This window comes from Streptomyces sp. NPDC051136 (genome assembly GCF_044455745.1).
Taxonomy (GTDB): Bacteria; Actinomycetota; Actinomycetes; order Streptomycetales; family Streptomycetaceae; genus Streptomyces.
The window spans coordinates 496,907-520,109 of sequence record NZ_JBITFE010000002.1; the positions used below are offsets into that span (position 1 = coordinate 496,907).

At 72.5% G+C, this 23,203-nt stretch carries 16 protein-coding genes, 2 tRNA genes and 1 pseudogene; 16 read left to right on the forward strand and 3 right to left on the reverse strand.

Annotated elements, in window-relative coordinates:
* The first annotated feature begins 11 nt into the window (after nucleotides 1-11).
* From ACIBCJ_RS07765 to ACIBCJ_RS07790, 6 genes are all read left to right on the forward strand, one after another.
* Complete coding sequence (locus tag ACIBCJ_RS07765; protein WP_365979123.1) at nucleotides 12-1,877, forward strand: LCP family protein; 1,866 nt, start codon at nucleotides 12-14, stop codon at nucleotides 1,875-1,877.
* 92 nt (nucleotides 1,878-1,969) lie between these two features.
* The gene (gene rsfS / locus ACIBCJ_RS07770) at nucleotides 1,970-2,416 is read left to right on the forward strand and encodes a ribosome silencing factor (RefSeq protein ID WP_362095299.1); all 447 of its coding nucleotides are present in this window, start codon (nucleotides 1,970-1,972) and stop codon (nucleotides 2,414-2,416) included.
* Entirely contained in the window at nucleotides 2,413-3,084 is a 672-nt protein-coding gene (locus ACIBCJ_RS07775; protein ID WP_362095302.1) for a histidine phosphatase family protein, read from the forward strand. The genes rsfS and ACIBCJ_RS07775 overlap by 4 nt, the downstream gene beginning before the upstream one ends.
* 150 nt (nucleotides 3,085-3,234) lie before the next feature.
* Nucleotides 3,235-3,307 (forward strand) — tRNA-Ala (locus ACIBCJ_RS07780).
* Nucleotides 3,308-3,687: 380 nt separating this feature from the next.
* A complete protein-coding gene (locus tag ACIBCJ_RS07785) occupies nucleotides 3,688-3,921 on the forward strand; it encodes a hypothetical protein (protein ID WP_003976229.1) in 234 nt (77 codons plus the stop codon).
* A gap of 136 nt (nucleotides 3,922-4,057) precedes the next feature.
* Nucleotides 4,058-4,130, forward strand: a tRNA-Ala gene (locus ACIBCJ_RS07790).
* 55 nt (nucleotides 4,131-4,185) lie between these two features.
* Here ACIBCJ_RS07790 and ACIBCJ_RS07795 read toward each other — a convergent pair.
* Together ACIBCJ_RS07795 and ACIBCJ_RS07800 are read right to left on the reverse strand one after the other, a co-directional pair.
* Nucleotides 4,186-5,796, reverse strand: coding sequence for an NADH-ubiquinone oxidoreductase-F iron-sulfur binding region domain-containing protein (locus ACIBCJ_RS07795; protein ID WP_362095306.1), 1,611 nt, complete (start codon nucleotides 5,794-5,796; stop codon nucleotides 4,186-4,188).
* The gene (locus ACIBCJ_RS07800) at nucleotides 5,793-7,070 is read right to left on the reverse strand and encodes a cytochrome b/b6 domain-containing protein (protein ID WP_365979124.1); all 1,278 of its coding nucleotides are present in this window, start codon (nucleotides 7,068-7,070) and stop codon (nucleotides 5,793-5,795) included. Before ACIBCJ_RS07800 ends, ACIBCJ_RS07795 begins: the two co-directional genes overlap by 4 nt.
* 526 nt (nucleotides 7,071-7,596) lie before the next feature.
* Between ACIBCJ_RS07800 and leuS the strand changes: the two genes are divergently transcribed.
* The 9 genes and pseudogenes from leuS (at nucleotide 7,597) to holA (ending at nucleotide 20,257) form a co-directional block, all read left to right on the forward strand.
* Nucleotides 7,597-10,491, forward strand: a complete 2,895-nt coding sequence (gene leuS / locus ACIBCJ_RS07805; RefSeq protein WP_365979125.1) for a leucine--tRNA ligase — start codon at nucleotides 7,597-7,599, stop codon at nucleotides 10,489-10,491.
* 202 nt (nucleotides 10,492-10,693) lie between these two features.
* Nucleotides 10,694-11,458 (forward strand): hypothetical protein, encoded by a 765-nt coding sequence (locus ACIBCJ_RS07810; protein ID WP_362504313.1) that lies wholly within the window; start codon nucleotides 10,694-10,696, stop codon nucleotides 11,456-11,458.
* 93 nt (nucleotides 11,459-11,551) lie between these two features.
* A complete protein-coding gene (locus ACIBCJ_RS07815) occupies nucleotides 11,552-12,397 on the forward strand; it encodes a DegV family protein (protein ID WP_362095318.1) in 846 nt (281 codons plus the stop codon).
* Between the two features lie 250 nt (nucleotides 12,398-12,647).
* Nucleotides 12,648-13,766 carry a ComEA family DNA-binding protein gene (locus ACIBCJ_RS07820; protein WP_365979126.1) on the forward strand — a complete coding sequence of 373 codons (1,119 nt, stop codon included), beginning with the start codon at nucleotides 12,648-12,650 and terminating at the stop codon, nucleotides 13,764-13,766.
* A 161-nt stretch (nucleotides 13,767-13,927) separates the two neighbouring features.
* Nucleotides 13,928-16,456 carry a ComEC/Rec2 family competence protein gene (locus ACIBCJ_RS07825; RefSeq protein ID WP_399282028.1) on the forward strand — a complete coding sequence of 843 codons (2,529 nt, stop codon included), beginning with the start codon at nucleotides 13,928-13,930 and terminating at the stop codon, nucleotides 16,454-16,456.
* Between the two features lie 328 nt (nucleotides 16,457-16,784).
* Nucleotides 16,785-17,369: pseudogene (locus ACIBCJ_RS07830) on the forward strand (N-acetylmuramoyl-L-alanine amidase); the annotation flags it as partial.
* 646 nt (nucleotides 17,370-18,015) lie between these two features.
* On the forward strand, nucleotides 18,016-18,897 hold the full coding sequence (locus ACIBCJ_RS07835; RefSeq protein ID WP_365979128.1) for a YceI family protein: 882 nt from the start codon (nucleotides 18,016-18,018) through the stop codon (nucleotides 18,895-18,897).
* Between the two features lie 38 nt (nucleotides 18,898-18,935).
* Nucleotides 18,936-19,181, forward strand: coding sequence for a hypothetical protein (locus ACIBCJ_RS07840; RefSeq protein ID WP_362095329.1), 246 nt, complete (start codon nucleotides 18,936-18,938; stop codon nucleotides 19,179-19,181).
* 86 nt (nucleotides 19,182-19,267) lie between these two features.
* Nucleotides 19,268-20,257, forward strand: a complete 990-nt coding sequence (gene holA / locus ACIBCJ_RS07845) for a DNA polymerase III subunit delta (RefSeq protein ID WP_362095332.1) — start codon at nucleotides 19,268-19,270, stop codon at nucleotides 20,255-20,257.
* A gap of 395 nt (nucleotides 20,258-20,652) precedes the next feature.
* Here holA and rpsT read toward each other — a convergent pair whose 3' ends face one another.
* Nucleotides 20,653-20,919 carry a 30S ribosomal protein S20 gene (rpsT, locus tag ACIBCJ_RS07850; protein ID WP_133885760.1) on the reverse strand — a complete coding sequence of 89 codons (267 nt, stop codon included), beginning with the start codon at nucleotides 20,917-20,919 and terminating at the stop codon, nucleotides 20,653-20,655.
* A gap of 237 nt (nucleotides 20,920-21,156) precedes the next feature.
* Between rpsT and lepA the strand changes: the two genes are divergently transcribed.
* Nucleotides 21,157-23,025 carry a translation elongation factor 4 gene (gene lepA / locus ACIBCJ_RS07855; RefSeq protein WP_362095335.1) on the forward strand — a complete coding sequence of 623 codons (1,869 nt, stop codon included), beginning with the start codon at nucleotides 21,157-21,159 and terminating at the stop codon, nucleotides 23,023-23,025.
* Nucleotides 23,026-23,203 lie beyond the last annotated feature (178 nt).

The following is a 23,203-nucleotide window of genomic DNA, read 5'->3' on the forward strand; positions in this document are numbered from 1 at the left end:
GAGGGGCACCGGTGAACGACGGATACGACGCGGGACACGGCGACGACCAGTACGAACTCGTCGGCTACGACGAGTACGGCCGCCCCGTGTACCGCCAGGCCCAGAGTCAGTCCCAGGGCCAGGACCAGGGCCACTTCCACGGGCAGTACGGGCAGCAGGAGCAGCCTTACGGCCAGCAGGGGCAGCAGTACGACCAGCACGCGCGGCAGTACCAGCAGCAGTACCGGCAGCAGTACGGGCAGGGGGACTACGGGCAGCAGGACTACGGGTACGACCCGTACGCCACGGGCACCCAGCAGCCCGTTCAGCCGCACTACGACCCCTACGGCTCCCAGGGCGGCCACGACACCGGTCAGCAGCCGGCGCAGCCGCCCGCGCCCGGCTACGGCGGCTACGACGGCCACCCCTCCGGCCCGCACGGGGGCGAGCCGGCCCCGCAGGCGCCGTACGACCCCTACGACCGGGCGGCGGGCGGCGGCCCGCTGCCCAGGGTCGCCGAGCAGACCGCCCACATCCCGCAGCAGGCCGGCCCGGCCGGGGAACGGCAGCGGGATCGTTCCGCCGAGAGCGCCGAGAGCGCCGAGACCGCCGAACCCGGCGGGGAGTACCGCACCGAGCAGTTCGCCTTCGTCGAGGAGCCGGCCGGCGACTCCGAGGACGTCATCGACTGGATGAAGTTCACGGAGAACCGCACCGAGCGCCGTGAGGAGGCCAGGCGGCGCGCACGCACGCGTGTCGTCGCCCTGGTCGTCGTCCTGGCCCTGGTCGCGGCCGGCGGCGTCGGCTACCTCTGGTACGCCGGGAAGCTGCCCGGCCTGTCCTCCTCCGACGACAAGAGCGGCGCCGCGACGGCGGCGGGTGCCCAGAAGCGCGACGTGATCGCCGTACACCTGCACGACACCAAGGGCGGCGGCACCTCCACCGCGCTGCTCGTGAACAACACCACCACCAAGCAGGGCACCGCCGTACTGGTGCCCAACGCGCTCGCCCTGACCGGCGACGACGGCAGCACCACCACGCTCGCCAAGTCGGTCGGCGACGAGGGACCGGACGCGACCCGCAGCTCCCTCGACACGGCCCTCGGCACCGACATCGAGGGCACCTGGCGCCTGGACACCCCGTACCTCCAGATCCTCGTCGACCTGGTCGGCAACATCGACGTCGACACCGACGCCGACGTCCCCGACCCGGAGTCCAAGGACAAGGGCGCCGCGCCCCTCGTGCACAAGGGCGAGGGCCAGACCCTCAGCGGCAAGACGGCCGTCGCCTACGCCACGTACAAGGGCCCGGGCGAGCAGGCGAACGCCCAGTTGCAGCGGTTCGGGCAGGTCATGCAGGGCGTGCTGCGCAAGCTGTCCTCCGACCCGCAGGGCGCGACGACCACGATCCAGACGCTCGGCATGATCCTCGACCCGCCGCTGACGGAGAAGGACCTGGGCACGTTCCTCGCCGGGCTCTCCGACCGCGCCAAGGGCGGCGACTTCAAGACCGCGCTGCTGCCCGTCCAGGACGACGGCGGGCTCAGCGCCGAGGCCAGTGACAGCGTCGTCAAGGACGTCCTCGGCGGCACCGCCAAGAGCCCCGACAAGGACGCGGCCGTCAGCGTCTCCGTCCGCAACGCCACCGGCGAGGAGGACCGCACCGGCAAGGCCCGCGTCGTACTCCTCAACGGCGGCTTCACCTTCGTGTCGGGCGGCACCGCCTCCGGCACCGAGACCACCTCGAAGGTCGTCTACGCGGCGGCCGCCGACAAGGAGAACGCCGTCCAGGTGGCCAAGACCCTGGGGCTGCCCACCGGCTCCGTCTCCCAGGGCAAGGTCTCCGCGAACGCGCGGGTCTCGGTGGTGCTCGGCCAGGACTACGAGCCGGCGTCGTAGGGGGCGCGGGGGGCGCACGGTTTCCGCGTGGGCCCGTGTCGGCGGTCGTGAGACCCTTGAGGTCAACCGACCGCCGACCCGAAAGCCAGGCAGTGACCGCGACCGACCGCTCCATCGAACTCATCAACGCCGCCGCACAGGCGGCGGCCGACAAGCTCGCGCACGACATCATCGCCTACGACGTCAGCGACGTACTGTCGATCACGGACGCCTTCCTGCTGGCCTCCGCGCCCAACGACCGCCAGGTCAAGTCGATCGTCGACGAGATCGAGGAGCGGCTGAACAAGCAGCTCGGCGCCAAGCCGGTGCGCCGCGAGGGCGACCGCGAGGCCCGCTGGGTCCTGCTCGACTACGTCGACATCGTCGTCCACGTCCAGCACAGCGAGGAGCGCGTCTTCTACGCCCTGGAGCGGCTGTGGAAGGACTGCCCCGAGCTGGACCTGCCCGCCGACGCCAAGGAGACCCGCGGCAAGGCGGAGGAGCACGCCAAGCTCCAGGCCGCCGAGGAGGCGACGCGCACCGACGAGGACTGGCGATGAGCGCCACCGGCGAGGTGACGGCCGGCAAGCCGGGCCGCGGCCGGCGCGTCATCCTCTGGCGGCACGGCCAGACCGCGTGGAACGTGGAGCGCCGCTTCCAGGGCAGCACGGACGTCGAGCTGACCGAGACCGGGGTCGCCCAGGCCCGCCGCGCCGCCGGACTGCTCGTGCACCTGAGGCCCGACGCCATCGTCGCCTCCGACCTCGCGCGCGCCGCGAACACGGCCGCCGAGCTGTCCGTGCTCACCGGCCTGGAGGTCACCCTGGAGGAGGGGCTGCGGGAGACCTTCGCGGGCGTCTGGCAGGGCCTGACCCACGAGGAGATCATCGCCCGGTACGGCGACGAGTACGCGGCCTGGAAACGCGGCGAGCCCGTGCGCCGCGGCGGCGGCGAGCTGGAGACCGAGGTCGCCGACCGGGCCGCCCCCGTGGTGCTCCGGCACGCCGAGAAGCTGCCCGAGGACGGCACCCTCGTCGTGGTCAGCCACGGCGGCACGATCCGCACCACCATCGGACGCCTGCTCGGCCTGGAGCCGCACAGCTGGGAGAGCCTCGGCGGGCTGACCAACTGCTGCTGGTCCGTCCTGGGCGAGGGCGCCCGCGGCTGGCGCCTGCTGGAGCACAACGCCGGCACCCTGCCCGAACCGGTGATCGGCGACGACGTCTGAGCGGGGCGGCCGGGCCGGGCGCCCGTGCCCCGGCCGGTGGCCCGGACCCCGGATTTCACTTTCCGGCAGGTCGCAGGCTAAAGTTCTTCTTGTTCGCCCCGCCGAGCGGAGCGAAGTGAAGGACCATGCGGCCAGGGTCGCGTGGCACCAGGGGCTATAGCTCAGTTGGTAGAGCGCCTGCATGGCATGCAGGAGGTCAGGAGTTCAATTCTCCTTAGCTCCACAGCCCACGGACGAATCCCGTCCCCTTCGGGGGGCGGGATTTTTCGTTTCGCGCCCGCTTGAGCAACACACGTCCCACAGGCGTATAGATCTGCGGGGCCTCCGTGTCCGGACCGGTACTGAGGCGTCGCTGACCGTGTTGGCCCGGTCGTGGCAGAATCAAACGGCCGGAAGGGGACCGCGGCCCGACGGGAGGGAGTGGCGATGCCTGGGAGCATCCTCGAGGAGGTCGGTCACCTCCTCGGTGGAGCGATGGCAAGGAACACCGTCACTCGTCTCAGATGCCCCTCCTGCGGTTCCGGGCACGTGGCCCAAGTCCTCGGCGACAACGGCGGAGTCTCGTACGTGTGCACGGCCTGCGGCCACAGCTGGAGCTGATCGATGGGTGCACACAGGCGGAAGTGCGACTGGTGCGGCAGCGGCACGCCCATCGTGCGCGACATGGAGCCGGTCAACCCCGACTACCAGTACTGGTGCGAGGAGTGCGCGCGGGCGCTGATCATAAAAGGCGACCCCATCGAGACGTACCGCGAGCTGGAGGGCGAGCCGATCTACGGCCGGCTCCTCGAGGAACATTGCACGCTCAAGCGGTTCTACTCGTTCGTGACGGCGTAGCCGCGTCCCGGGTCTTGCGGCCTCGCCGGAGCCCGCAAGGGGGCAAAGCGGGCAAACCGGAAACGATTTGGTGTTGTGCCCGGTCGACCGTGTAATGTTGGCGTCGCCGTCGGGGAGACCGGGCGGCGGACAACAAGGGGCTATAGCTCAGTTGGTAGAGCGCCTGCATGGCATGCAGGAGGTCAGGAGTTCAATTCTCCTTAGCTCCACAGTGACAGGGAAACCCCCCGGATCCTCGATCCGGGGGGTTTCTCGTGCTCCGTCTCAGCGGCCGAGCGCCCGGCGGCCGCGGCCCTGGGACAGCACCGGCAGGTTGGTGCGCGAGGACGGCGCCTGCCCACGGGTGTCCTCCTCGATGCGCAGCGCCAGCGCCGGGCAGCGGCGCACCGCGCGCACCGCCTTGGCCTCCGCGAAGCGCGGCACCTCGGCCTGCGCGACGGTCGGGAAACCGTCGGCGCCCAGCTGGAAGACCTCCGGGAGGATGTCCGCGCACAGCCCGTGGCCCCGGCACAGCGTCCAGTCGACGTGGATCTTCTGGCGGCTGGGCCCGTTCTCCTCCCCGCCGCCCGGGACGCCGGTCGGGGTCCTGCCCCCCTCGAAGAGCGGCAGGACGCCCTCCACGGGCCGTCCGCAGCCGTTGCCGAGGACATGGGCGGCCAGGTCGTCCGTGAACGCCTTGACGGTCGACTCCAGGAACATCGCCGAGCCGTCCGGGTGCGAGCAGGCGCCGCGACGCTTCACGTTCCTGGCGACCTGCTTGACCGCCTCCAGGGCGGCGGGACCGCCCCCGTTGAGAATGTCCTCCAGGCCCCGCGCGGCGGCCGGCAGGCCCAGGTAGCAGGGGCCGCACTGGCCGGCGCTCTCCTCGGCCAGCCACTGCGCCACCCGCAGCGACTCGCCCAGCGGGCAGGTGTCCTGACCGATCGGCAGGATCGCGCCCGCACCGAGCGAGCCGCCCACCTGCTGCAGCGAGTTGCGGGAGACGATCGCCTCGTCGACGGTCGCCGCGTCGATCCACTTGCCGTGGTACCCGCCGGTCAGCACCCCCTGGGGCACCGGCGGGGCGCCGGCCAGCTGGAGGACGTAGCGCAGCGGCACACCCGTGGGGACCTCGATCACCATCGGGCGGGCCACCGCGCCGGAGACGGTGAGCATCACGGTGCCCGGCTCGTCGTACAGGCCGGTGTTGCCGTAGCGCTCCGGGCCGATGCGGGCGGCGATCGCCAGCTGGGCGAAGGTCTCGGCGTTGGACAGCAGGGTCGGCGCGCCGCCGACGCCGCTCCTGGAGGCGCTGACCTTGCGGCCCGGCGGGATGGCCGGGCCGCCGTCGATGGAGCGGATCAGCGAGGCCGCCGCGCCGGTCACCATGCGCACCGGGTTGCGCTGCACGCGCGCGCGGAGGGCGGACCGGCGGCCGTTGCTCAGGCCGCGCTCGGCGAGCGCGGCCTCCATGGAGCGCTGCGTCGACTCGCGCGTGACGCCGATGACCAGCGTGCGGGCGCCCATGGCCTCGGCGCACAGCAGCGCGCCGTCCAGGATCAGGTGCGGGGCGCGGTTGATCAGCACCGTGTCCTTGCGGCAGGCCGGCTCGTCCTCACTGCCGTTGACCACCACGACCGGCCGTACGCCGCGCTTGATCGCCGCCTCGGCGACCGAGCGCAGCTTCTTGTGGAAGGGGAAGCCCGCGCCGCCGCGGCCCCTCAGGTTGATGCGCTCGGAGAGCTGCGCGAGCTGCTCCCCGCCCATCGGTTCGAGCGGGCCGTGCACCTTCAGGTGCATGGGCAGATCAAGCCGCTCGACAAGGTCGAAGCCCGACGTGAGCTGGGGAAGCCCGACCACGCGGACCTCGGGGACGTCGGGCAGGGCCTCGTTCACTCAAAGCCTCCGGAAGGCGTGTTCCAAGGTTCACCGGAACCCGGTGCGCCGAAGTCGCGGGACGAGGGCGCACCGGGAGTTGGTTCAGGGGTGGGACCGCTGTTGTACGTGTCGTCCGGGTAGTACGTGTCGAAGGCGGCGTTCGTCTCACGGGTGTCGTACACGTCACTCGAGCCGTAGCCCGAGGCGGGGGGCGAGGAGTACTGCGCCGAGTACGCCTCGGAGTGACCCGAGGCGTCCGTGGCGCCGTACACCGGGATGGTGTACCCGGTGTCGTTGAGCGGGTCGTAGTGCGACGGGGGAGCCTCGCCGACCGGGGGCGGCGACGGTATGGGCCAGCTGCCCGAGGTGCTGCCGCCGCCGTCCACGAGGGGCATCGCCTCGGTGGGCCGCACGTCCGGCGGGAGCGGGGCGGCGGACGTGGCCGGGTCGGCCGTCAGCGGCGTCCGGCGTGCGCCCGAGGGCCCGGACACGGCGCGGTAGGCCGCCGCGAAGCCGCCCGCGGTCTCCGGGGGAGTGAGGCGCTCCGCCGGTTCGTACAGCGGGGCGGACGAGGACGGGCCGCGCGACCGGAACCCCCCGGCGCGCTGGTCGCCCGGCAGGGCGGAGGCGCCCGTCGGCCGGCTGTCGGCCTCCTCCTCACGGGCGGGCCGCCGCGCGGTCCCCAGGAAGTCGGCGATCCGGTCGGCGACCTTGCGTTTGACCGGGCGGGGCGCCGCCCGCAGCGCCAGTGCCGCCATGACGCCGACCACGGACAGGGCGTACAGCACCACGAAGACCGGCTTCGCCGCTCGACCCGCGTAGAGCCCGTGCAGCAGGGCCAGGCACCAGGCCGGGTAGGCCAGCATGTGCATCGCCCGCCAGCGGGCCGCCACCGGGGCCGGGGAGGCGAAGCGGTTGCGCAGGGCTCCGGTGACGCCCACGAAGATCATGAGCATGCTGGCCAGGGTGCCGAAGCCGATGAGGACGGCCCGGCCGCCGAACGCCTCGTCCTCCGTGGCCAGCAGCCCGAACGGGATCACGGCGGCGACCCAGGTGGTGTGGTCCAGGAGGAGTTTGACCACGATGTGCACCAGGAGGAACACGACCGAGGCGACCGCGGTGGTCCGGTGCACCGCCTGGGCCAGGATCCGCTGCCGGGTGTCGAGGACGATCCGGTCCTGGGCGAGCAGGCCCCAGATCACCGAGCAGCTGAGGAGGACCAGGGAGAGGACCCCTGCGCCGAAGTTGAGGAACTGGGCGAAGGTGTCGTCCATCGTGCTGTCGTCCGTCATGACGAACGGCCTCCCCACGTCAGGGATGCGCGGGGCGGCGGCGAACTGGTGTCGCGAGGGTGGAGCGGGGGAGGGTTCATGGGGGCAACTCCGGAGCGGTTCGGGAAAGCGGTCCCGCTGCCGCACTCTAAGTGGCGCCATACCCGTGGGTAGGAGGTTTGAGTTATTGCGTTGTTATCAAATGGCAGTCCGCTTGTAGTGGCGTCCCTTAGTGGTCGTTACGCGAAGTAACCTTTGACCTTGGTTCAGGACTGCCCCCGGTTTCCGGGTCCCGGGGCCCGCATTCCGGTGGTCCCGAAGCCCGTCGCGGCCCGCTCGGCGACTGCGGTACCCTGACGCCATGCGTGCCGTACGCCTTCTGCTTAGCGAGCCGCGCTGATCAGTCCCGACCCCGGTCGTATCCGGTGGCCGGAATCGGCGCGGCGTCCCCTCCTGTGCGAGGGGATTTTTCATTTCCCGGCCCCGCAGCCGCTGGACATGAAGGTCGCAGCCGCTGGCAGAGACGATCGATGGAGCTTTGAGGATCATGAGCGAGACGAACCCCGCGGCGACCGCCCCTGTGTCGGCGGACGCCGCGCCGCACCGCTACACGGCTGCCATGGCCGCCGAGATCGAGGCACGCTGGCAGGACTTCTGGGACGCCGAGGGGACCTACGCCGCACCGAACCCCAAGGGTGACCTGGCGGGCGACCCGGAGCTGGTCGCCCGGCCCAAGAAGTTCATCATGGACATGTTCCCGTACCCCTCCGGTGCGGGCCTGCACGTCGGCCACCCCCTGGGGTACATCGCCACCGACGTCTTCGCCCGCTTCCAGCGGATGACCGGCCACAACGTCCTGCACACCCTGGGCTTCGACGCCTTCGGCCTGCCCGCCGAGCAGTACGCGGTGCAGACCGGCACGCACCCGCGCGTGTCGACCGAGGCCAACATGAAGAACATGGTGGGCCAGCTGCGCCGGCTGGGCCTGGGCCACGACAAGCGGCGGTCGTTCGCCACGATCGACCCCGAGTACTACAAGTGGACCCAGTGGATCTTCCTGCAGATCTTCAACTCCTGGTACGACGACGAGGCGAAGAGGGCCCGTCCGATCGGCGAGCTGGTCGCGCAGTTCGACTCCGGTGAGCGGGCGGTGCCCGGCGGGCGCACCTGGAGCGCGCTGAGCGAGGCCGAGCGCGCCGACGTCCTGGGCGAGTTCCGCCTGGCCTACGCCTCCGACGCGCCGGTCAACTGGTGCCCCGGGCTGGGCACCGTGCTGGCCAACGAGGAGGTCACCGCCGACGGCCGCTCCGAGCGCGGCAACTTCCCCGTCTTCAAGTCCAAGCTGCGCCAGTGGAACATGCGCATCACCGCCTACGCCGACCGGCTGCTGGACGACCTGGACCAGCTGGACTGGCCCGAGGCCATCAAGCTGCAGCAGCGCAACTGGATCGGCCGCTCCGAGGGCGCCCGCGTCGACTTCCCCGTCGACGGCGAGCGCATCACCGTCTTCACCACCCGCCCCGACACCCTGTTCGGTGCGACCTACATGGTGCTGGCGCCCGAGCACCCGCTGGTCGAGAAGTTCACCCCGGCCGCCTGGCCCGAGGGCACCCGCGAGGCGTGGACCGGCGGCCACGCCACCCCGACCGAGGCCGTGGCCGCGTACCGCGCGCAGGCCGCCTCGAAGTCGGACGTCGAGCGGCAGGCCGAGGCCAAGGACAAGACCGGCGTCTTCATCGGCGCGTACGCGACCAACCCGGTCAACGGCGAGCAGGTCCCGGTCTTCATCGCCGACTACGTGCTGATGGGCTACGGGACCGGCGCCATCATGGCCGTCCCGGCGGGCGACCAGCGCGACTTCGAGTTCGCCCGCGCCTTCGAGCTGCCGATCCGCTGCATCGTCGAGCCGACCGACGGCCGCGGCACCGACACCGCGACGTGGGAGGACGCCTTCGCCTCCTACGACGCGAAGATCATGGCGTCGTCCAACGACGAGGTCAGCCTGGACGGCCTGACCGTCGTCGAGGCCAAGGAGCGCATCACCGAGTGGCTGGAGCGCACCGGCGCCGGTGAGGGCACCGTCAACTTCCGCCTGCGCGACTGGCTGTTCAGCCGCCAGCGCTACTGGGGCGAGCCCTTCCCGATCGTCTACGACGAGGACGGCATCGCCCACCCCCTGCCCGCGTCGATGCTGCCGCTGGAGCTGCCCGAGGTCGAGGACTACTCCCCGCGCACCTTCGACCCGGACGACGCCGACACCAAGCCCGAGACCCCGCTGTCCCGCAACGAGGACTGGGTCCACGTCACCCTGGACCTGGGCGACGGCCGCGGCCCGCGCCGGTACCGCCGCGAGACCAACACCATGCCCAACTGGGCCGGCTCCTGCTGGTACGAGCTGCGCTACCTGGACCCGCACAACAGCGAGCAGCTGGTCGACCCCGAGATCGAGCAGTACTGGATGGGCCCGCGCGAGGGCCTGCCGCACGGCGGCGTCGACCTGTACGTCGGCGGCGCCGAACACGCCGTGCTGCACCTGCTGTACGCGCGCTTCTGGTCCAAGGTCCTGTTCGACCTGGGCCACGTGTCCTCGGCCGAACCGTTCCACAAGCTGTTCAACCAGGGCATGATCCAGGCCTACGTCTACCGGGACAGCCGCGGCATCGCGGTGCCCGCCGCCGAGGTCGAGGAGCGCGACGGCGCGTACTACTACCAGGGCGAGAAGGTCTCCCGGCTGCTGGGCAAGATGGGCAAGTCCCTGAAGAACGCGGTCACCCCCGACGAGATCTGCGCCGAGTACGGCGCCGACACGCTGCGCCTGTACGAGATGGCGATGGGCCCCCTGGACGTGTCCCGGCCGTGGGACACCCGCGCGGTGGTCGGCCAGTTCCGGCTGCTGCAGCGGCTGTGGCGCAACGTCGTCGACGAGAACACCGGCGAGCTGTCCGTGGCCGACGTCGCGGAGAGCGACATCGACGCCGGCACCCTGCGCGCCCTGCACAAGGCCATCGACGGCGTACGGCAGGACCTGGAGGGCATGCGCTTCAACACCGCCATCGCCAAGGTCACCGAGCTGAACAACCACCTGACCAAGGTGGGAGGCCCCGTCCCGCGGCCGGTCGCCGAGCGCCTGGTGCTGCTGGTGGCGCCGCTGGCCCCGCACGTCGCCGAGGAGCTGTGGCGCAAGCTGGGGCACGAGTCCTCGGTCGTCCACCAGGACTTCCCGGTCGCCGACCCGGCCTACGTCGTCGACGAGACCGTGACCTGCGTCGTGCAGATCAAGGGCAAGGTCAAGGCGCGGCTGGAGGTCGCCCCGTCCATCTCCGAGGGCGACCTGGAGAAGGCGGCGCTGGCCGACGAGAAGGTCGTGGCCGCGCTGGACGGGGCCGGGATCCGCAAGGTGATCGTGCGGGCGCCGAAGCTGGTGAACATCGTCCCGGCGTAGCGGATGACCGGGGCGCCCCCGGCGTCCCCTACGGGTCGGGTGCGGGCAGGTTCGGGGTTCTCGCGGAACCTCGGGCCTGCCCGGTGCGTTTACGGTGGAAGAGCGGCGCGACATGTGCCGTCGACCGCCGGTGCGCGGGAAAGCGGCACCACGAGTGCCGTGACCGCCGGTGCGCGGGCCGGACGTCCGAAGGAGGAGCTCCGTGGAAGCAGCGCTCACAGTGTTCGCCCTGCTCTTCCTGCTCGCCGTGGTGCTGGGCGTCTACGCCACGGTGAAGGCGGTCGGCGCGGCCAAGCGCAGCGTGGACCGCGGTCTCACCCAGGCCCGCCGCACCGTGGAGGACCACACCCTGCGGGCCAAGTCCTTCGTCCAGGTGGGCCCGGCGGCCGAGCTGGCCCAGCTGCGGCTGACGCTGCGCACCTCCATGCGCGCCACCCAGGACGCGCTGCACGCGCGCGTGGCCGAGGACGCGTCCCTCAAGGAGTCCCTCGCCCTCTTCGAGCGGCTCAGCGCGCACGGCTTCGAGCTGGACGGCGAGCTGCGGCGGCTGGAGTCCGAGCCGGACCGCGCCACCCTCGCCGAGCGTCTGCCCGGCCTGCGGGAGCGCACCGAGCGCATCACCCGGTCCGCGGACGCCCTGCGCTGGGCGGCCCGCGACCGCGCACGCCACTTCGCCGACGACGACCTGGACTCGCTGAGCGCCCAGATCGACGTGGAGGCCGGCGCCCTGCGGCACTGGACGGACCGGGATGCGGAGACCGGGACGACGCCGGGCGAGGACCGGCCCGTCGCGCCGTCGTCCTGGCCCGACGCGCCGTCCGCCGACGCCCCGTCCGCCCGGCAGACCTGGCCGGACTCCCCGGCGCAGGCACCGGCCGCGGACCCCGAGCGGCCCGCCATCACCCCGCCCGCCGCTCGTCCCGTGTATCCGTGGCAGAAGAAGACCCGCCCGGAGAGCACGACCTGATCCGGCCGGCCGGTCCGTCGGCCGTGCGCGGTGAACGCCCGGTCGTCGGGGCCGGACTGCCGTACGGGCACTACGCCAGGTAACCTCCAGCTCATGTCCCGCCATGTCGCTATCGTCACGGATTCAACGGCCTACCTCCCGGCCCGGACGATGGAGCGGCACGGCATCACCGCGGTACCCCTGACCGTCGTCCTGGGCGACCGCGCCCTGGAGGAGGGCACGGAGATCTCGACCCGTTCCCTGGCCCAGGCCCTGCAGAAACGGCGGCCGGTCACCACCTCCCGGCCCAGTCCCGCGCTCTTCGCCGAGACCTACCGCAGGATCGCCGAGTCCGGGGCCGACGGCATCGTCTCCCTGCACCTGTCCGCCGAACTCTCCGGCACCCACGACGCGGCCGTCGTCGCGGCCCGGGAGGCGCCCGTCCCGGTCCGGGTCGTGGACACCGGCATGATCGCGATGGCCCTCGGGTTCTGCGCGCTCGCCGCCGCGGAGGCGGCGGAGGCGGGCGGCACGGTGGACGAGGCCGTGACGGCGGCCGAGAAGCGGGCGGCGGGCACCTCGGCCTACTTCTACGTCGACACCCTGGACTATCTGCGCCGCGGCGGCCGGATCGGGGCGGCCCAGGCGCTGTTCGGCTCCGCGCTCTCCGTGAAGCCGCTGCTGCAGCTGGCGGGCGGCCGCATCGAACCCCTGGAGAAGGTCAGGACGGCCTCGAAGGCCATCGCCCGCCTGGAGGAGATCGCCGCCGACCGGGCGGGCAGCGCGCCCGTCGACGTCGCCGTCCACCATCTCGCCGCCACCGACCGGGCGTCGGCCCTTGCGGACCGCCTGCGGGACCGGGTGCCCGGGCTGGCCGACCTGCACGTCAGCGAGGTCGGTGCGGTGATCGGCGCGCATACGGGGCCGGGGTTGCTGGGGGTTGTGGTCTCGACGCGGTGAGGGGGCGCGGCGGGTGGGCGCGTGCGGTGAGGGGAGTGCGGTCGCGGTGACAGTGGGGTGAGTTGCTTGCGGTCGCGGTGACCGGTGCGGTAAGAGGGGTGCGGCGCGTGCAGCGTGCGCCGTGGGCCGGTGTGGTGAGCGGCGTCGTGTGTCACTCGTGCGGTGGGCGGAGTTTTCCACAACCCGTGGGTAGTCCCCGGTAATTGACCATGATCATCGCGGTGAGGGCGAGGTGTCCGATCCTCGTCGCATGGCTCTTCGATCACGCTCACGCACCGCGAACGCGACCAGTGGCCCGGGTCGCGCCCCGGGGTCCGACGGCCGCCTCGCGCACCGTCGCGCGTCCGGCTCACGCTCCCACTCCCGCCTCCGGTCCCACGCCCGGCACGGCCGTCGGCACGCACCGCCGGAGGAGCTGCGCCGCAGGGCGGAGGCGCTGTTCGCCGGGCGCGCCGAGGACGGCGAGCATGCCGCGCACCCTGCGCATGCCGCGCACGCCGCGCACGACGGGTCGCGCGAGGAGACGGGGAAGGGCCCGCCGCCGCCCGGCATCGACGCCGCTGCCGGCACCGGCACCGGCACCGGCACGAGCACCGCCGCCCCCTGCTCCGAGGGCGCCGGGACGACCTGGCGGCAACGGGCCGGACAGGCGCTGCGGGAGCGGATGCCGCTGTGGTTGCAGGCCCGGTGCGGGCTGGAGCGGCGCAGCGTGGCCGCGCTCTCGGTGCTGCTCGTCGTCGCGGCGGTCTTCGCGGTGCAGCACTTCCGGGCCGGTCGCACCCAGCCGGTGGCCGCCCCGGAGGTGGTGCGGGAGGCGGCGGCGTACGGAGCCGGGGACGCGGCGCCGAAGACCGGGGAGGGCGGCGTCGGGGAGGGCGCCACCACCGGGCCGTCCAGGTCCGGATCAGCGCCTTCGTCCACGACCGGGGCCGAGATCGTGGTGGACGTCGGCGGCAAGGTCCGCGAGCCCGGCATCCACACCCTCCCCGCCGGTTCACGTGTCGCGGACGCCCTGCGTGCCGCCGGAGGCGTGCGACCCGGCACGAAGACCGACGGACTGAACCAGGCCCGCTTCCTGGTGGACGGCGAGCAGGTGATCGTCGGAGCGTCCGCCCCCGCGCCTCCGCCGCCCGGAGCGCAGCCCGCACCCGGTGGGCAGGCGGGGGCTGGACCCACGGCGCCGGTCTCCCTCAACACGGCCACCACCGAGCAGCTCGACACCCTCCCGGGCGTCGGCCCGGTCCTCGCCCAGCACATCATCGACTACCGCACCCAGCACGGCGGATTCCGCTCGGTGGACGAACTGCGCGAGGTCAACGGCATCGGTGAGCGCCGCTTCGCCGACCTGCGGGATCTCGTGCGGCCATGAGCACGGACGTGACGCGAACGGCGAGGCCGGACAGGCCGGACGCAACCGCCGGACCACACGCAACCGCCGGACTACACGCAGCCGCCGGGCCGGACACCGTCGCCGGGCTCAACACCGGCGTCGGGCCGGTGCGGCCAGGTGCGAGGCCCGCGCGCGCCGCTGTGCACGCCGCCTCCGGCCACCGGCTGGGCGCGGCTCACCCTCGGCAGGAGGGCCCCGCCGACCTGCGCCTGGTGCCGCCCGCCCTGGCGGCCTGGGCGACGGCGGCGCTGGTGCTGGACGTGCCGGCCGGCTGGGCGGTGGGCGTGGCGACGGGCGCCCTGCTCCTGGCCGGCGCGCTGCTGCTGGTGTCGTCGCGCGGCCGGGCGCGGGTATCGGTCGCCGCGCTGCTCCTCTGCGTCGCCGCGTCCGCCACCTCCGCCGCACTGCACGGCGCGGACCTGCGCAGGGGGCCCGTGCCGGAGCCGGCGCGGCGGTACGCCACCGTCACCGCGGAGGTCGAGGTCACGGCCGACCCCCGCCTGACCCGGCCACGCGTCCGGGGTGACCGCGCCGTGCCGCCCACGGTGCTGATCGAGGCCGACGTGCGGCGGTTGACCGAGAGCGGCGGGACGGCGGTGACGACCCGGACGCCGGTCCTCGTCCTCGTGGACGTCGGCGAGGAGGGCGAGCGGTCCCGTACCCGGCCCGCACCCTCCCGCTGGCTAGACCTGCTGCCGACCACACGGATCCGTGTCACCGGCCGGCTGTCACCGCCGAGGCAGCGCGGCGACCGGATCGCCGCGGTGCTGCGCGTGCGGGCCGGCCGACAGGCACCGGAGCCGGCCGCGGCGCCCTCGACGGCGCAACGGCTGGCGGGCCGGTTGCGGTCCGGCCTGCGCGAGGCGACCGAGGACCTGCCGTCCGACGCGCGGGCGTTGCTGCCTGGGCTGGTGGTCGGGGACACCCGGCGGGTCACGCCGGACCTGGAGGAGGCGTTCGAGGAAACCGACCTGACGCACACGCTCGCGGTGTCCGGCGCCAACTTCACCATCGTCCTCGCGCTGCTCCTCGGCCCACCGGGCCTGGCCCAGCGCAGCGAGCGCCGAGGGCTGGCACCCCGGCTCGGCCTGCACCTGCGGACGACCGCGCTGCTCGGCGGAGTGCTGGCGCTCGCCTTCGTCGTCGTGTGCCGCCCCGACCCGAGCGTGCTGCGGGCGGCGGCCTGCGGCTCCGTCGCCCTGCTCGCCCTGGCCACCGGACGGCGCAGATCCCTCCTCCCGGCCCTGGCGACGGCGGTACTGCTGCTGGTCCTGTACGACCCCTGGCTGGCCCGGAGTTACGGTTTCCTGCTCTCGGTGCTGGCCACGGGGGCGCTGCTCACGCTCGCCCCACGCTGGAGCGCGGGGCTGCGCCGGCACCGGGTACCGCCCCGGCTGGCGGAGGCGCTGGCCGCCGCGGGCGCCGCGCAGGCCCTGTGCGCGCCGGTCGTCGCCGTGCTGTCGGCGCGGGTGAGCTTGGTGGGGGTGCCGTGCAACCTGCTGGCGGAGTTCGCCGTGGCCCCGGCGACCGTGCTCGGCTTCGCCGCGCTGGCGACGGCACCGGTGGCGATGGCGCCGGCCAAGGTACTGGCCTGGTGCGGAGGCTGGCCGGCCGAGTGGATCGCGGGGATCGCCCGCACCGGGGCGGCGCTGCCCGGCGCGGGAGTGGACTGGCCGGGCAGCTGGGCGGGGGCGGCGCTGCTCGCCCTCGTCACGGTGGGCGTGCTGCCGGCAGGCAGGAGGCTGGTGCGGCATCCGTGGTGGTGCGGTGTCTGCGTCCTGCTGCTGGTCCTCGTGGTGGTGCAACCGCCGCCGCTGGCCCGGGTGATCAAGGGGTGGCCCCCACCAGGCTGGCGGATGGTGATGTGCGACGTGGGACAGGGCGACGCGCTGGTCCTCGCCGCGGGCGAGGGAGCCGGTGTGGTCGTGGACGCGGGGCCCGACCCCGCCCTGGTCGACCGCTGTCTTCGCACGCTGGGCATCACCCGCGTCCCTCTCGTGCTGCTGACCCACTTCCACGCCGACCACGTGGCGGGGCTTCCCGGAGTGCTGCGGGGCCGCTCGGTGGGGGCGATCGAGACCACCGCCCTCGAAGAGCCCGCCGACCAGGCCGAGTTCGTCCACCGGCAGGCGGCCGCCCACCGCATCCCGCTGCGGCAGGCCGCCGCCGGAGAGCAGCGCCGCTCAGGCCCGCTGTCCTGGCAGGTGGTCTGGCCCCCTCCGACTCCTGGAAGTCGGAGCCCGTCGAGCCCGTCGAGCCCGACGGGCCACGCGACGGGCCCCGCACCGGACACGGAAGGCGGGGCCAACGACGCCAGCGTCACCCTCCTGGTCCGCACGGCGGGCCTGCGCCTGCTCCTCCTCGGCGACCTGGAGCCCCCGGCCCAGCGAGAGCTGGCCCGCTCCCCGGCGGCAGCGGCACTGGCCGGCGTCGACGTGCTGAAGGTGGCCCACCACGGCTCCGCCCACCAGGACTTCGCGCTCATACGGCACGTCGCCCCACGTCTGGCGCTCATCAGCTGCGGCGCGGACAACACCTACGGCCACCCGGCGCCCGGCACGGTGGCGGCCCTGCGCGCCCAGGGCACGACGGTGCGGCGCACGGACCGGGACGGGGCGGTGGCGGTCGCCGGTACGGGCCGGGAGTTGCGGGTGGCGGCAGGTGGCTGAGGGAAGAGAGCCGGACCGGGGGCCGGCCGGATGGCGGCCGTTCCGGTGCCTGCTGTGCCGTGGGAGGCGTAGGCGGGCGACCACCGGGAATTTTCAGTCCAGCACGGAAGGAAGCGGGGAGGACGACATCGCGCCGCGCCACCGTCGGCCGCGCAAGCCGCCCTGATCACCGCCGACTTCACACGACGGGCGCACGACGGAACCCGTCCGATCGGCAGAAGGAGAAACCGATGCCCCCACCCCCCAGGCAGGGTCGCACCGTGGTGCACCGGCTCGACGAGGAGGACGACCGCCGCCCGTCCCCCCGGCCCCGGTCGGAGCGTGCGTGATGGCCGCCCCCATGAGCGCGGGCGGCTTCCTGAAGGCCCTGCGGGACGAGGGCCTGGTCGTCGTCGAGGTCGGCGACTGGCGGAACCACAACCGCAACCACAAGGGCGCTTGGGGCCCAGTCAACGGCGTGATGATCCATCACACCGTGACCCGGGGCAGCGCCGCCACGGTGGAGATCTGCCGCAAGGGCTACGAAAGCCTGCCCGGCCCGCTGTGCCACGGCGTCATCACCAAGGACGGCCGGGTGCACCTGGTCGGCTACGGCCGGGCCAACCACGCCGGGCTCGGCGACGACGACGTCCTGCGTGCCGTCGTCGCGGAGCAGCCACTGCCCCCGGACAACGAGGCCAACACCGACGGCAACCGGCACTTCTACGGCTTCGAGTGCGAGAACCTCGGTGACGGCGACGACCCGTGGCCGGCCGCACAACTGGACGCCATCGAGCGGGTTGCCGCGGCCGTGTGCCGCCAGCACGGCTGGGGCGAGCGGTCCGTCATCGGCCACCTCGAATGGCAGCCCGGAAAGGTCGACCCGCGCGGCTTCACGATGGCGTCGATGCGCGCCCGGGTCGAAGAACGCCTCACCCACCCCGCCGGCTGGACGCCCGGCGACGCCGAGGAGGAAGACATGCCGCGAGCGATCAGCCGCTCCGACGACGACGCCCAGCACATCACGCCCCGGACGTGGACGACGCTCACCGTGGACGGGGCGGACCTGCTGACCGGCGCGTCCCACTACCAGGCGACGGCCCATCTCCGGGCCGACGTTCCCGCCGGCTCCACGCTCCAGGGCCGCTTCTACCACCTGCGTCCGGACGGGACCCGGTGGACCGGTCCGATCGTCGAACGGGTGGGCACCGAGGGCAGCAGCTTCCCGGACTTCGGCAACAGCGGGTCGATCGCCGCGAACGAGCGGTTGCGCTTCGAGTGCGTCTACTACCCGGCCGACGCCGCCGACCGAGCCCCGATCACGGTCACGAGCGTGAAGGTGCGCGGCCTGTACTGGGAGAGGTGACCAGGAGTCCGACCCGGGCCGTCCGGCCCGGGTCCAGTCCGTGAGAATTCGTATCCGGTACGGCGATACCGCACCACACGCGGCCACCGCCGTGCACTCCCAGCACATGTGACGGTTTCGCGTGATGTGGCCCCGTGTTGCCTCGAAAGCCACATCGGTGATCGAATGTTTCTCCGTCAACTACTTTTCTCGTGTCGTGCAGAGGGTGTCGCAGATGATCGGCCGCTTGCTGGGAAGCCGTACGAAGCGGATGCAACGGACCGGTCCCCTGGCGGCGGTGCGCACCCCGCCGGACGCGGGTGTGCTGAGCTGCCGCGTCCTGGACCCGGTCGACACGCCCGTGCCGAACGCGGAGTTCACGGTGAGCGACACCATGGGGCGCAAGGTGGTCGGCGGCGGTACGGACCCCTTCGGGTCGTTCGTGGCGGCGATGCCCGCGGGGGAGTACCGGCTCGCCGTGTCCGCCGAGGGCTACACCCCCTACCGCGCCTCCGTGACGATCGTGCCCGACACGCTGGCCTCGCTCGGTGACGTGACGCTCCAGGTGGCCCAGCCGCCGGAGCTGCCCGCGCCGGGCGACTGGGAGATCGAGCCGGCGCACTCCTCGATCGCGTTCACCGCGCGGCACATCGGGCTGGCCCGGATCCACGGCCGGTTCAACTCCTTCGCCGGCGCGGTGCGGATCGCGGACACGATGGAGCAGTCGGCGATGCACGTGGTGATCGACGCGGCGTCCATCGACACCAACGTGAAGATGCGCGACGACCACCTACGGTCGGCCGACTTCCTGGACGTGCAGCGGTTCCCGACCCTGGAGTTCTTCAGCGACCGGTTCACGCACCGGGGCGGCAACCGGTGGGCCGTCACCGGGGCGCTGTCCCTGCACGGAGTGACACGCACGGTCACCCTGGACACCGAGTACCTCGGTCTCGGCAACGGCATGGAGGGCGAGACGCGGGCCGCCTGCCGCGCCACCACCGAGCTGCACCGCGACGACTTCACGGTGAGCTGGCAGACGATGCTGGCGCGGGGGATCGCGGTGGTCGGCCCCAGCATCCGCATCGACCTCGACGTGCAGACCGTCCCCAAGGGCTGACCGGCACCGTCCGCACGGGCTGACCGACAATGGCTCCCGTGAGCGACGTGAGACATGTGCTGGTACTGCCCGACCGGGACGCCGCGGAGGAGGTGGCCCAGGCACTCGGGGAGCGGTTCGGGACCGATGAGGAGCCCCGGATCGTCCGGGACGCCCTGGCCGGTGAGGACGACGCCGAGGACGCCCAGTGGCTGGTCGTCCTGCACGACGAGCGGGAGCGCTTGGACCCCGGTGAGCTGGACGCGTTCGCGGGCGAGTGGGAGGGCTGGCGCGAGGAACCCTAGCCGCTCGCCCCGTCCCGTCCCGTCCCCTTCCGTCCCGTCCCGCAGGCCCGCGTTCGTTGTCGGTGGCGCGTGCGATGCTTGTCGCGATGGCCAGGAAGACTGCGAACGACGACCCTCTCGCCCCGGTGACCCTTGCCGTGGGCCAGGAGGACCTCCTGCTCGACCGTGCCGTGCAGGAGGTGGTGGCCGCCGCGAAGGCCGCCGACGCCGACACGGACGTACGCGACCTCACCCCCGACCAGTTGCAGCCCGGCACCCTCGCCGAGCTCACCAGCCCCTCGCTCTTCGCCGAGCGCAAGGTCGTGGTCGTACGCAACGCGCAGGACCTGTCCGCCGACACGGTCAAGGACGTCAAGGCCTACCTCGCCGCCCCCGCCGAGGAGATCACCCTCGTCCTGCTGCACGCGGGCGGCGCCAAGGGCAAGGGCGTGCTCGACGCCGGCCGCAAGGCGGGCGCGCGCGAGGTGGCCTGCCCGAAGATGACCAGGCCCGCCGACCGGCTGGCCTTCGTCCGCTCGGAGTTCCGCACGGCCGGGCGGTCGGCCACGCCCGAGGCGTGCCAGGCCTTGGTCGACGCGATCGGCAGCGACCTGCGTGAGCTGGCCTCGGCGGTGTCCCAGCTGATCGCCGACATCGAGGGGACCATCGACGAGGCGGTCGTCGGGCGGTACTACACCGGCCGGGCGGAGGCCTCCAGCTTCACGGTCGCCGACCGGGCGGTCGAAGGACGTGCGGCGGAGGCCCTGGAGGCGCTGCGCTGGTCACTGGCGACCGGAGTGGCACCCGTGCTGATCACCAGCGCCCTCGCGCAGGGCGTGCGGGCCATCGGCAAGCTGTCCTCCGCCCGCGGCGGGCGCCCCGCCGACCTCGCCCGCGAGCTGGGCATGCCGCCCTGGAAGATCGACCGCGTCCGGCAGCAGATGCGCGGCTGGACCCCGGACGCCGTCGCCGTCGCCCTGCGCGCGGTGGCCGAGGCGGACGCGGGCGTCAAGGGCGGCGGGGACGACCCCGAGTACGCCCTGGAGAAGGCCGTGGTGACCATCGCCCGGGCGGCCCGTTCACGAGGACGGTCGTAGGTCCCCACCCGGCCTGCCGCCCGCTCCCGGCCTGGCGCCCGCTCCCGGCCTGGCGCCCGCTCCCGGCCTGGCGCCCGCTCCCGGCCTGGCGCCCGCTCCCGGCCTGGCGCCCGATCCCGGCCTGGCGCACACTCCTGGCCGCCCGTCCGCTTCCGCCTGCACCGCCCCCCGCCTGCCCCGCCTCCGCCCTGCCCCGCCGTCCCCCTCACGCTCGGCACACCGAAGGCCCCGGCCGCCGTCCTGGGGAAGGACGGCCACCGGGGCCTTCGGATCAAGCTCGCGGATCCATGCCCGCGTGGCGAACGCAGGCCGCGCACGGATCCTGGGTGCCGGACGGGAGCGGATGAGAGAGGGCCCGCTCGGAGTCCCTCCGGCGATCAGACCAGATAAGGGGTTCAGCCCTTGAGAGCGCCGACCTTCTGCGCCAGCGCCGACTTCTTGTTGGCGGCCTGGTTCTTGTGGATGACGCCCTTGGAGACGGCCTTGTCCAGCTGACGCGAAGCGGCGCGCTGGTACTCGGTGGCCTTCTCGGTGTCACCCGCGGCAGCGGCCTCGCGGGCCTTGCGGATCGCGGTCTTCAGAGAGGACTTGACGGCCTTGTTGCGCAGCCGGGCCTTCTCGTTGGTCTTGTTCCGCTTGATCTGGGACTTGATGTTCGCCACGAATGAGCCTTTGCAGGTTCAGGCACGAGGCCGCGAGGGTCCCGTGCCGGTGATTTCTTGAAGGAGTGCCTCCCGCTGAGAGGGCAAGAGACACAGCCACCCACACTACCAGCGGGTCGTCGAGGGTCCCAAACCCGTGCCGGGTCCCCACCCGTGGGACCATGGAGGCTACGTATCGCTCCGACCCGAGACCCGAGACCGCAGACCCTGCGGACGCCTCAAGAATCAGGACCCTGCGTGCCCGCGATCCCCAGCCATGTGCCCGAGCCGAGCCGTACCGACCCGGCGCTGATCCGCAACTTCTGCATCATCGCGCACATCGACCACGGCAAGTCCACGCTCGCCGACCGGATGCTCCAGCTGACCGGTGTGGTCGAGCAGCGGCAGATGCGCGCCCAGTACCTCGACCGCATGGACATCGAGCGCGAGCGCGGCATCACGATCAAGTCCCAGGCGGTGCGGTTGCCGTGGGCCCCGACCCACGACAAGGGCTCCACGCACATTCTCAACATGATCGACACCCCGGGGCACGTCGACTTCACCTACGAGGTGTCGCGCTCGCTGGCCGCGTGCGAGGGCACCATCCTCCTCGTCGACGCCGCCCAGGGCATCGAGGCCCAGACCCTCGCCAACCTCTACCTGGCGATGGAGAACGACCTCACGATCATCCCCGTGCTGAACAAGATCGACCTGCCGGCGGCGCAGCCCGAGAAGTTCGCCGAGGAGCTGGCCAACCTGGTCGGCTGCGACCCCGACGACGTGCTGAAGGTCTCCGCCAAGACCGGTCTCGGCGTCGACGCGCTCCTCGATAAGGTCGTCGCGGAGATCCCCGCCCCGGTCGGCGTCAAGGACGCCCCGGCCCGCGCGATGATCTTCGACTCGGTCTACGATTCCTACCGCGGTGTCGTGACGTACGTCCGTGTCATCGACGGCCAGCTCAACAAGCGCGAGCGGATCCGGATGATGTCCACCGGCGCCACGCACGAGCTGCTGGAGATCGGCACCAACTCGCCGGAGATGCTCTCCGCCGACGGCCTCGGCGTCGGTGAGGTGGGCTACCTGATCACCGGTGTGAAGGACGTCCGGCAGTCCAAGGTCGGTGACACCGTCACCAGCCAGCACAAGGGCGCCGAGGAGGCACTGGGCGGCTACAAGGACCCGAGGCCCATGGTCTTCTCCGGTCTGTATCCGCTGGACGGCTCCGACTACCCCCTGCTGCGCGAGGCCCTGGACAAGCTCCAGCTCAACGACGCCGCCCTGGTCTACGAGCCGGAGACCTCCGCCGCCCTCGGCTTCGGTTTCCGCGTCGGTTTCCTCGGCCTGCTCCACCTCGACGTGATCCGCGAGCGGCTGGAGCGCGAGTTCAACCTCGACCTGATCGCCACCGCGCCCAACGTGGTCTACCGGGTGGTCATGGAGGACGGCAGCGAGCACACCGTCACCAACCCGAGCGAGTTCCCCGAGGGCAAGATCGACGAGGTCTACGAGCCGGTCGTGCGGGCCACGGTGCTGGCGCCGACCGAGTTCATCGGCGCGATCATGGAGCTGTGCCAGACCCGGCGCGGCACCCTGCTCGGCATGGACTACCTCTCCGAGGACCGGGTGGAGATCCGCTACACCCTCCCGCTCGCGGAGATCGTCTTCGACTTCTTCGACCAGCTGAAGTCCAAGACGCGCGGGTACGCCTCCCTCGACTACGAGCCCACCGGCGAGCAGACCTCCAGCCTGGTCAAGGTCGACATCCTGCTGCACGGCGACAAGGTGGACGCCTTCTCGGCGATCACCCACAAGGACCAGGCGTACGCGTACGGCGTACGGCTCGTCGCCAAGCTCAAGGAGCTGATCCCGCGGCAGGCCTTCGAGGTCCCGGTGCAGGCCGCCATCGGCTCCCGCGTGATCGCCCGCGAGACCATCCGCGCCATCCGCAAGGACGTCCTCGCCAAGTGCTACGGCGGCGACATCTCCCGCAAGCGGAAGCTGCTGGAGAAGCAGAAGGAAGGCAAGAAGCGGATGAAGATGGTGGGTTCCGTGGAGGTTCCGCAGGAGGCCTTCATCGCGGTCCTGTCCAGCGACGACAGCGCGGGATCGGGCAAGGGCAAGAAGTAACCGCCGCACCGCGCGCGGAGTCCGGTCAAAACGGACACCGAGGGGCCCGTCGTACGAAAGTGCGGCGGGTCTCTTCGCATGTCACGGGCAGGCGTCTGTAGGAAATGACAGGGCGCGGGCACTTACGCGGGGGCCGGTCGCCCTTTACTCTGATGCCTGCCCCGTAGTTACTCGTGAG

What these genes read in the sequence shown, in the direction of transcription:
- ACIBCJ_RS07835 (WP_365979128.1), top strand. Translation starts at nt 18,016, where the DNA reads ATGATCGGCCGCTTGCTGGGAAGCCGTACGAAGCGGATGCAACGGACC.
- ACIBCJ_RS07820 (WP_365979126.1), top strand. Translation starts at nt 12,648, where the DNA reads ATGGCTCTTCGATCACGCTCACGCACCGCGAACGCGACCAGTGGCCCG.
- ACIBCJ_RS07775 (WP_362095302.1), top strand. Translation starts at nt 2,413, where the DNA reads ATGAGCGCCACCGGCGAGGTGACGGCCGGCAAGCCGGGCCGCGGCCGG.
- ACIBCJ_RS07785 (WP_003976229.1), top strand. Translation starts at nt 3,688, where the DNA reads ATGGGTGCACACAGGCGGAAGTGCGACTGGTGCGGCAGCGGCACGCCC.
- holA (WP_362095332.1), top strand. Translation starts at nt 19,268, where the DNA reads ATGGCCAGGAAGACTGCGAACGACGACCCTCTCGCCCCGGTGACCCTT.
- leuS (WP_365979125.1), top strand. Translation starts at nt 7,597, where the DNA reads ATGAGCGAGACGAACCCCGCGGCGACCGCCCCTGTGTCGGCGGACGCC.
- ACIBCJ_RS07800 (WP_365979124.1), bottom strand. Translation starts at nt 7,070, where the DNA reads ATGACGGACGACAGCACGATGGACGACACCTTCGCCCAGTTCCTCAAC.
- ACIBCJ_RS07815 (WP_362095318.1), top strand. Translation starts at nt 11,552, where the DNA reads ATGTCCCGCCATGTCGCTATCGTCACGGATTCAACGGCCTACCTCCCG.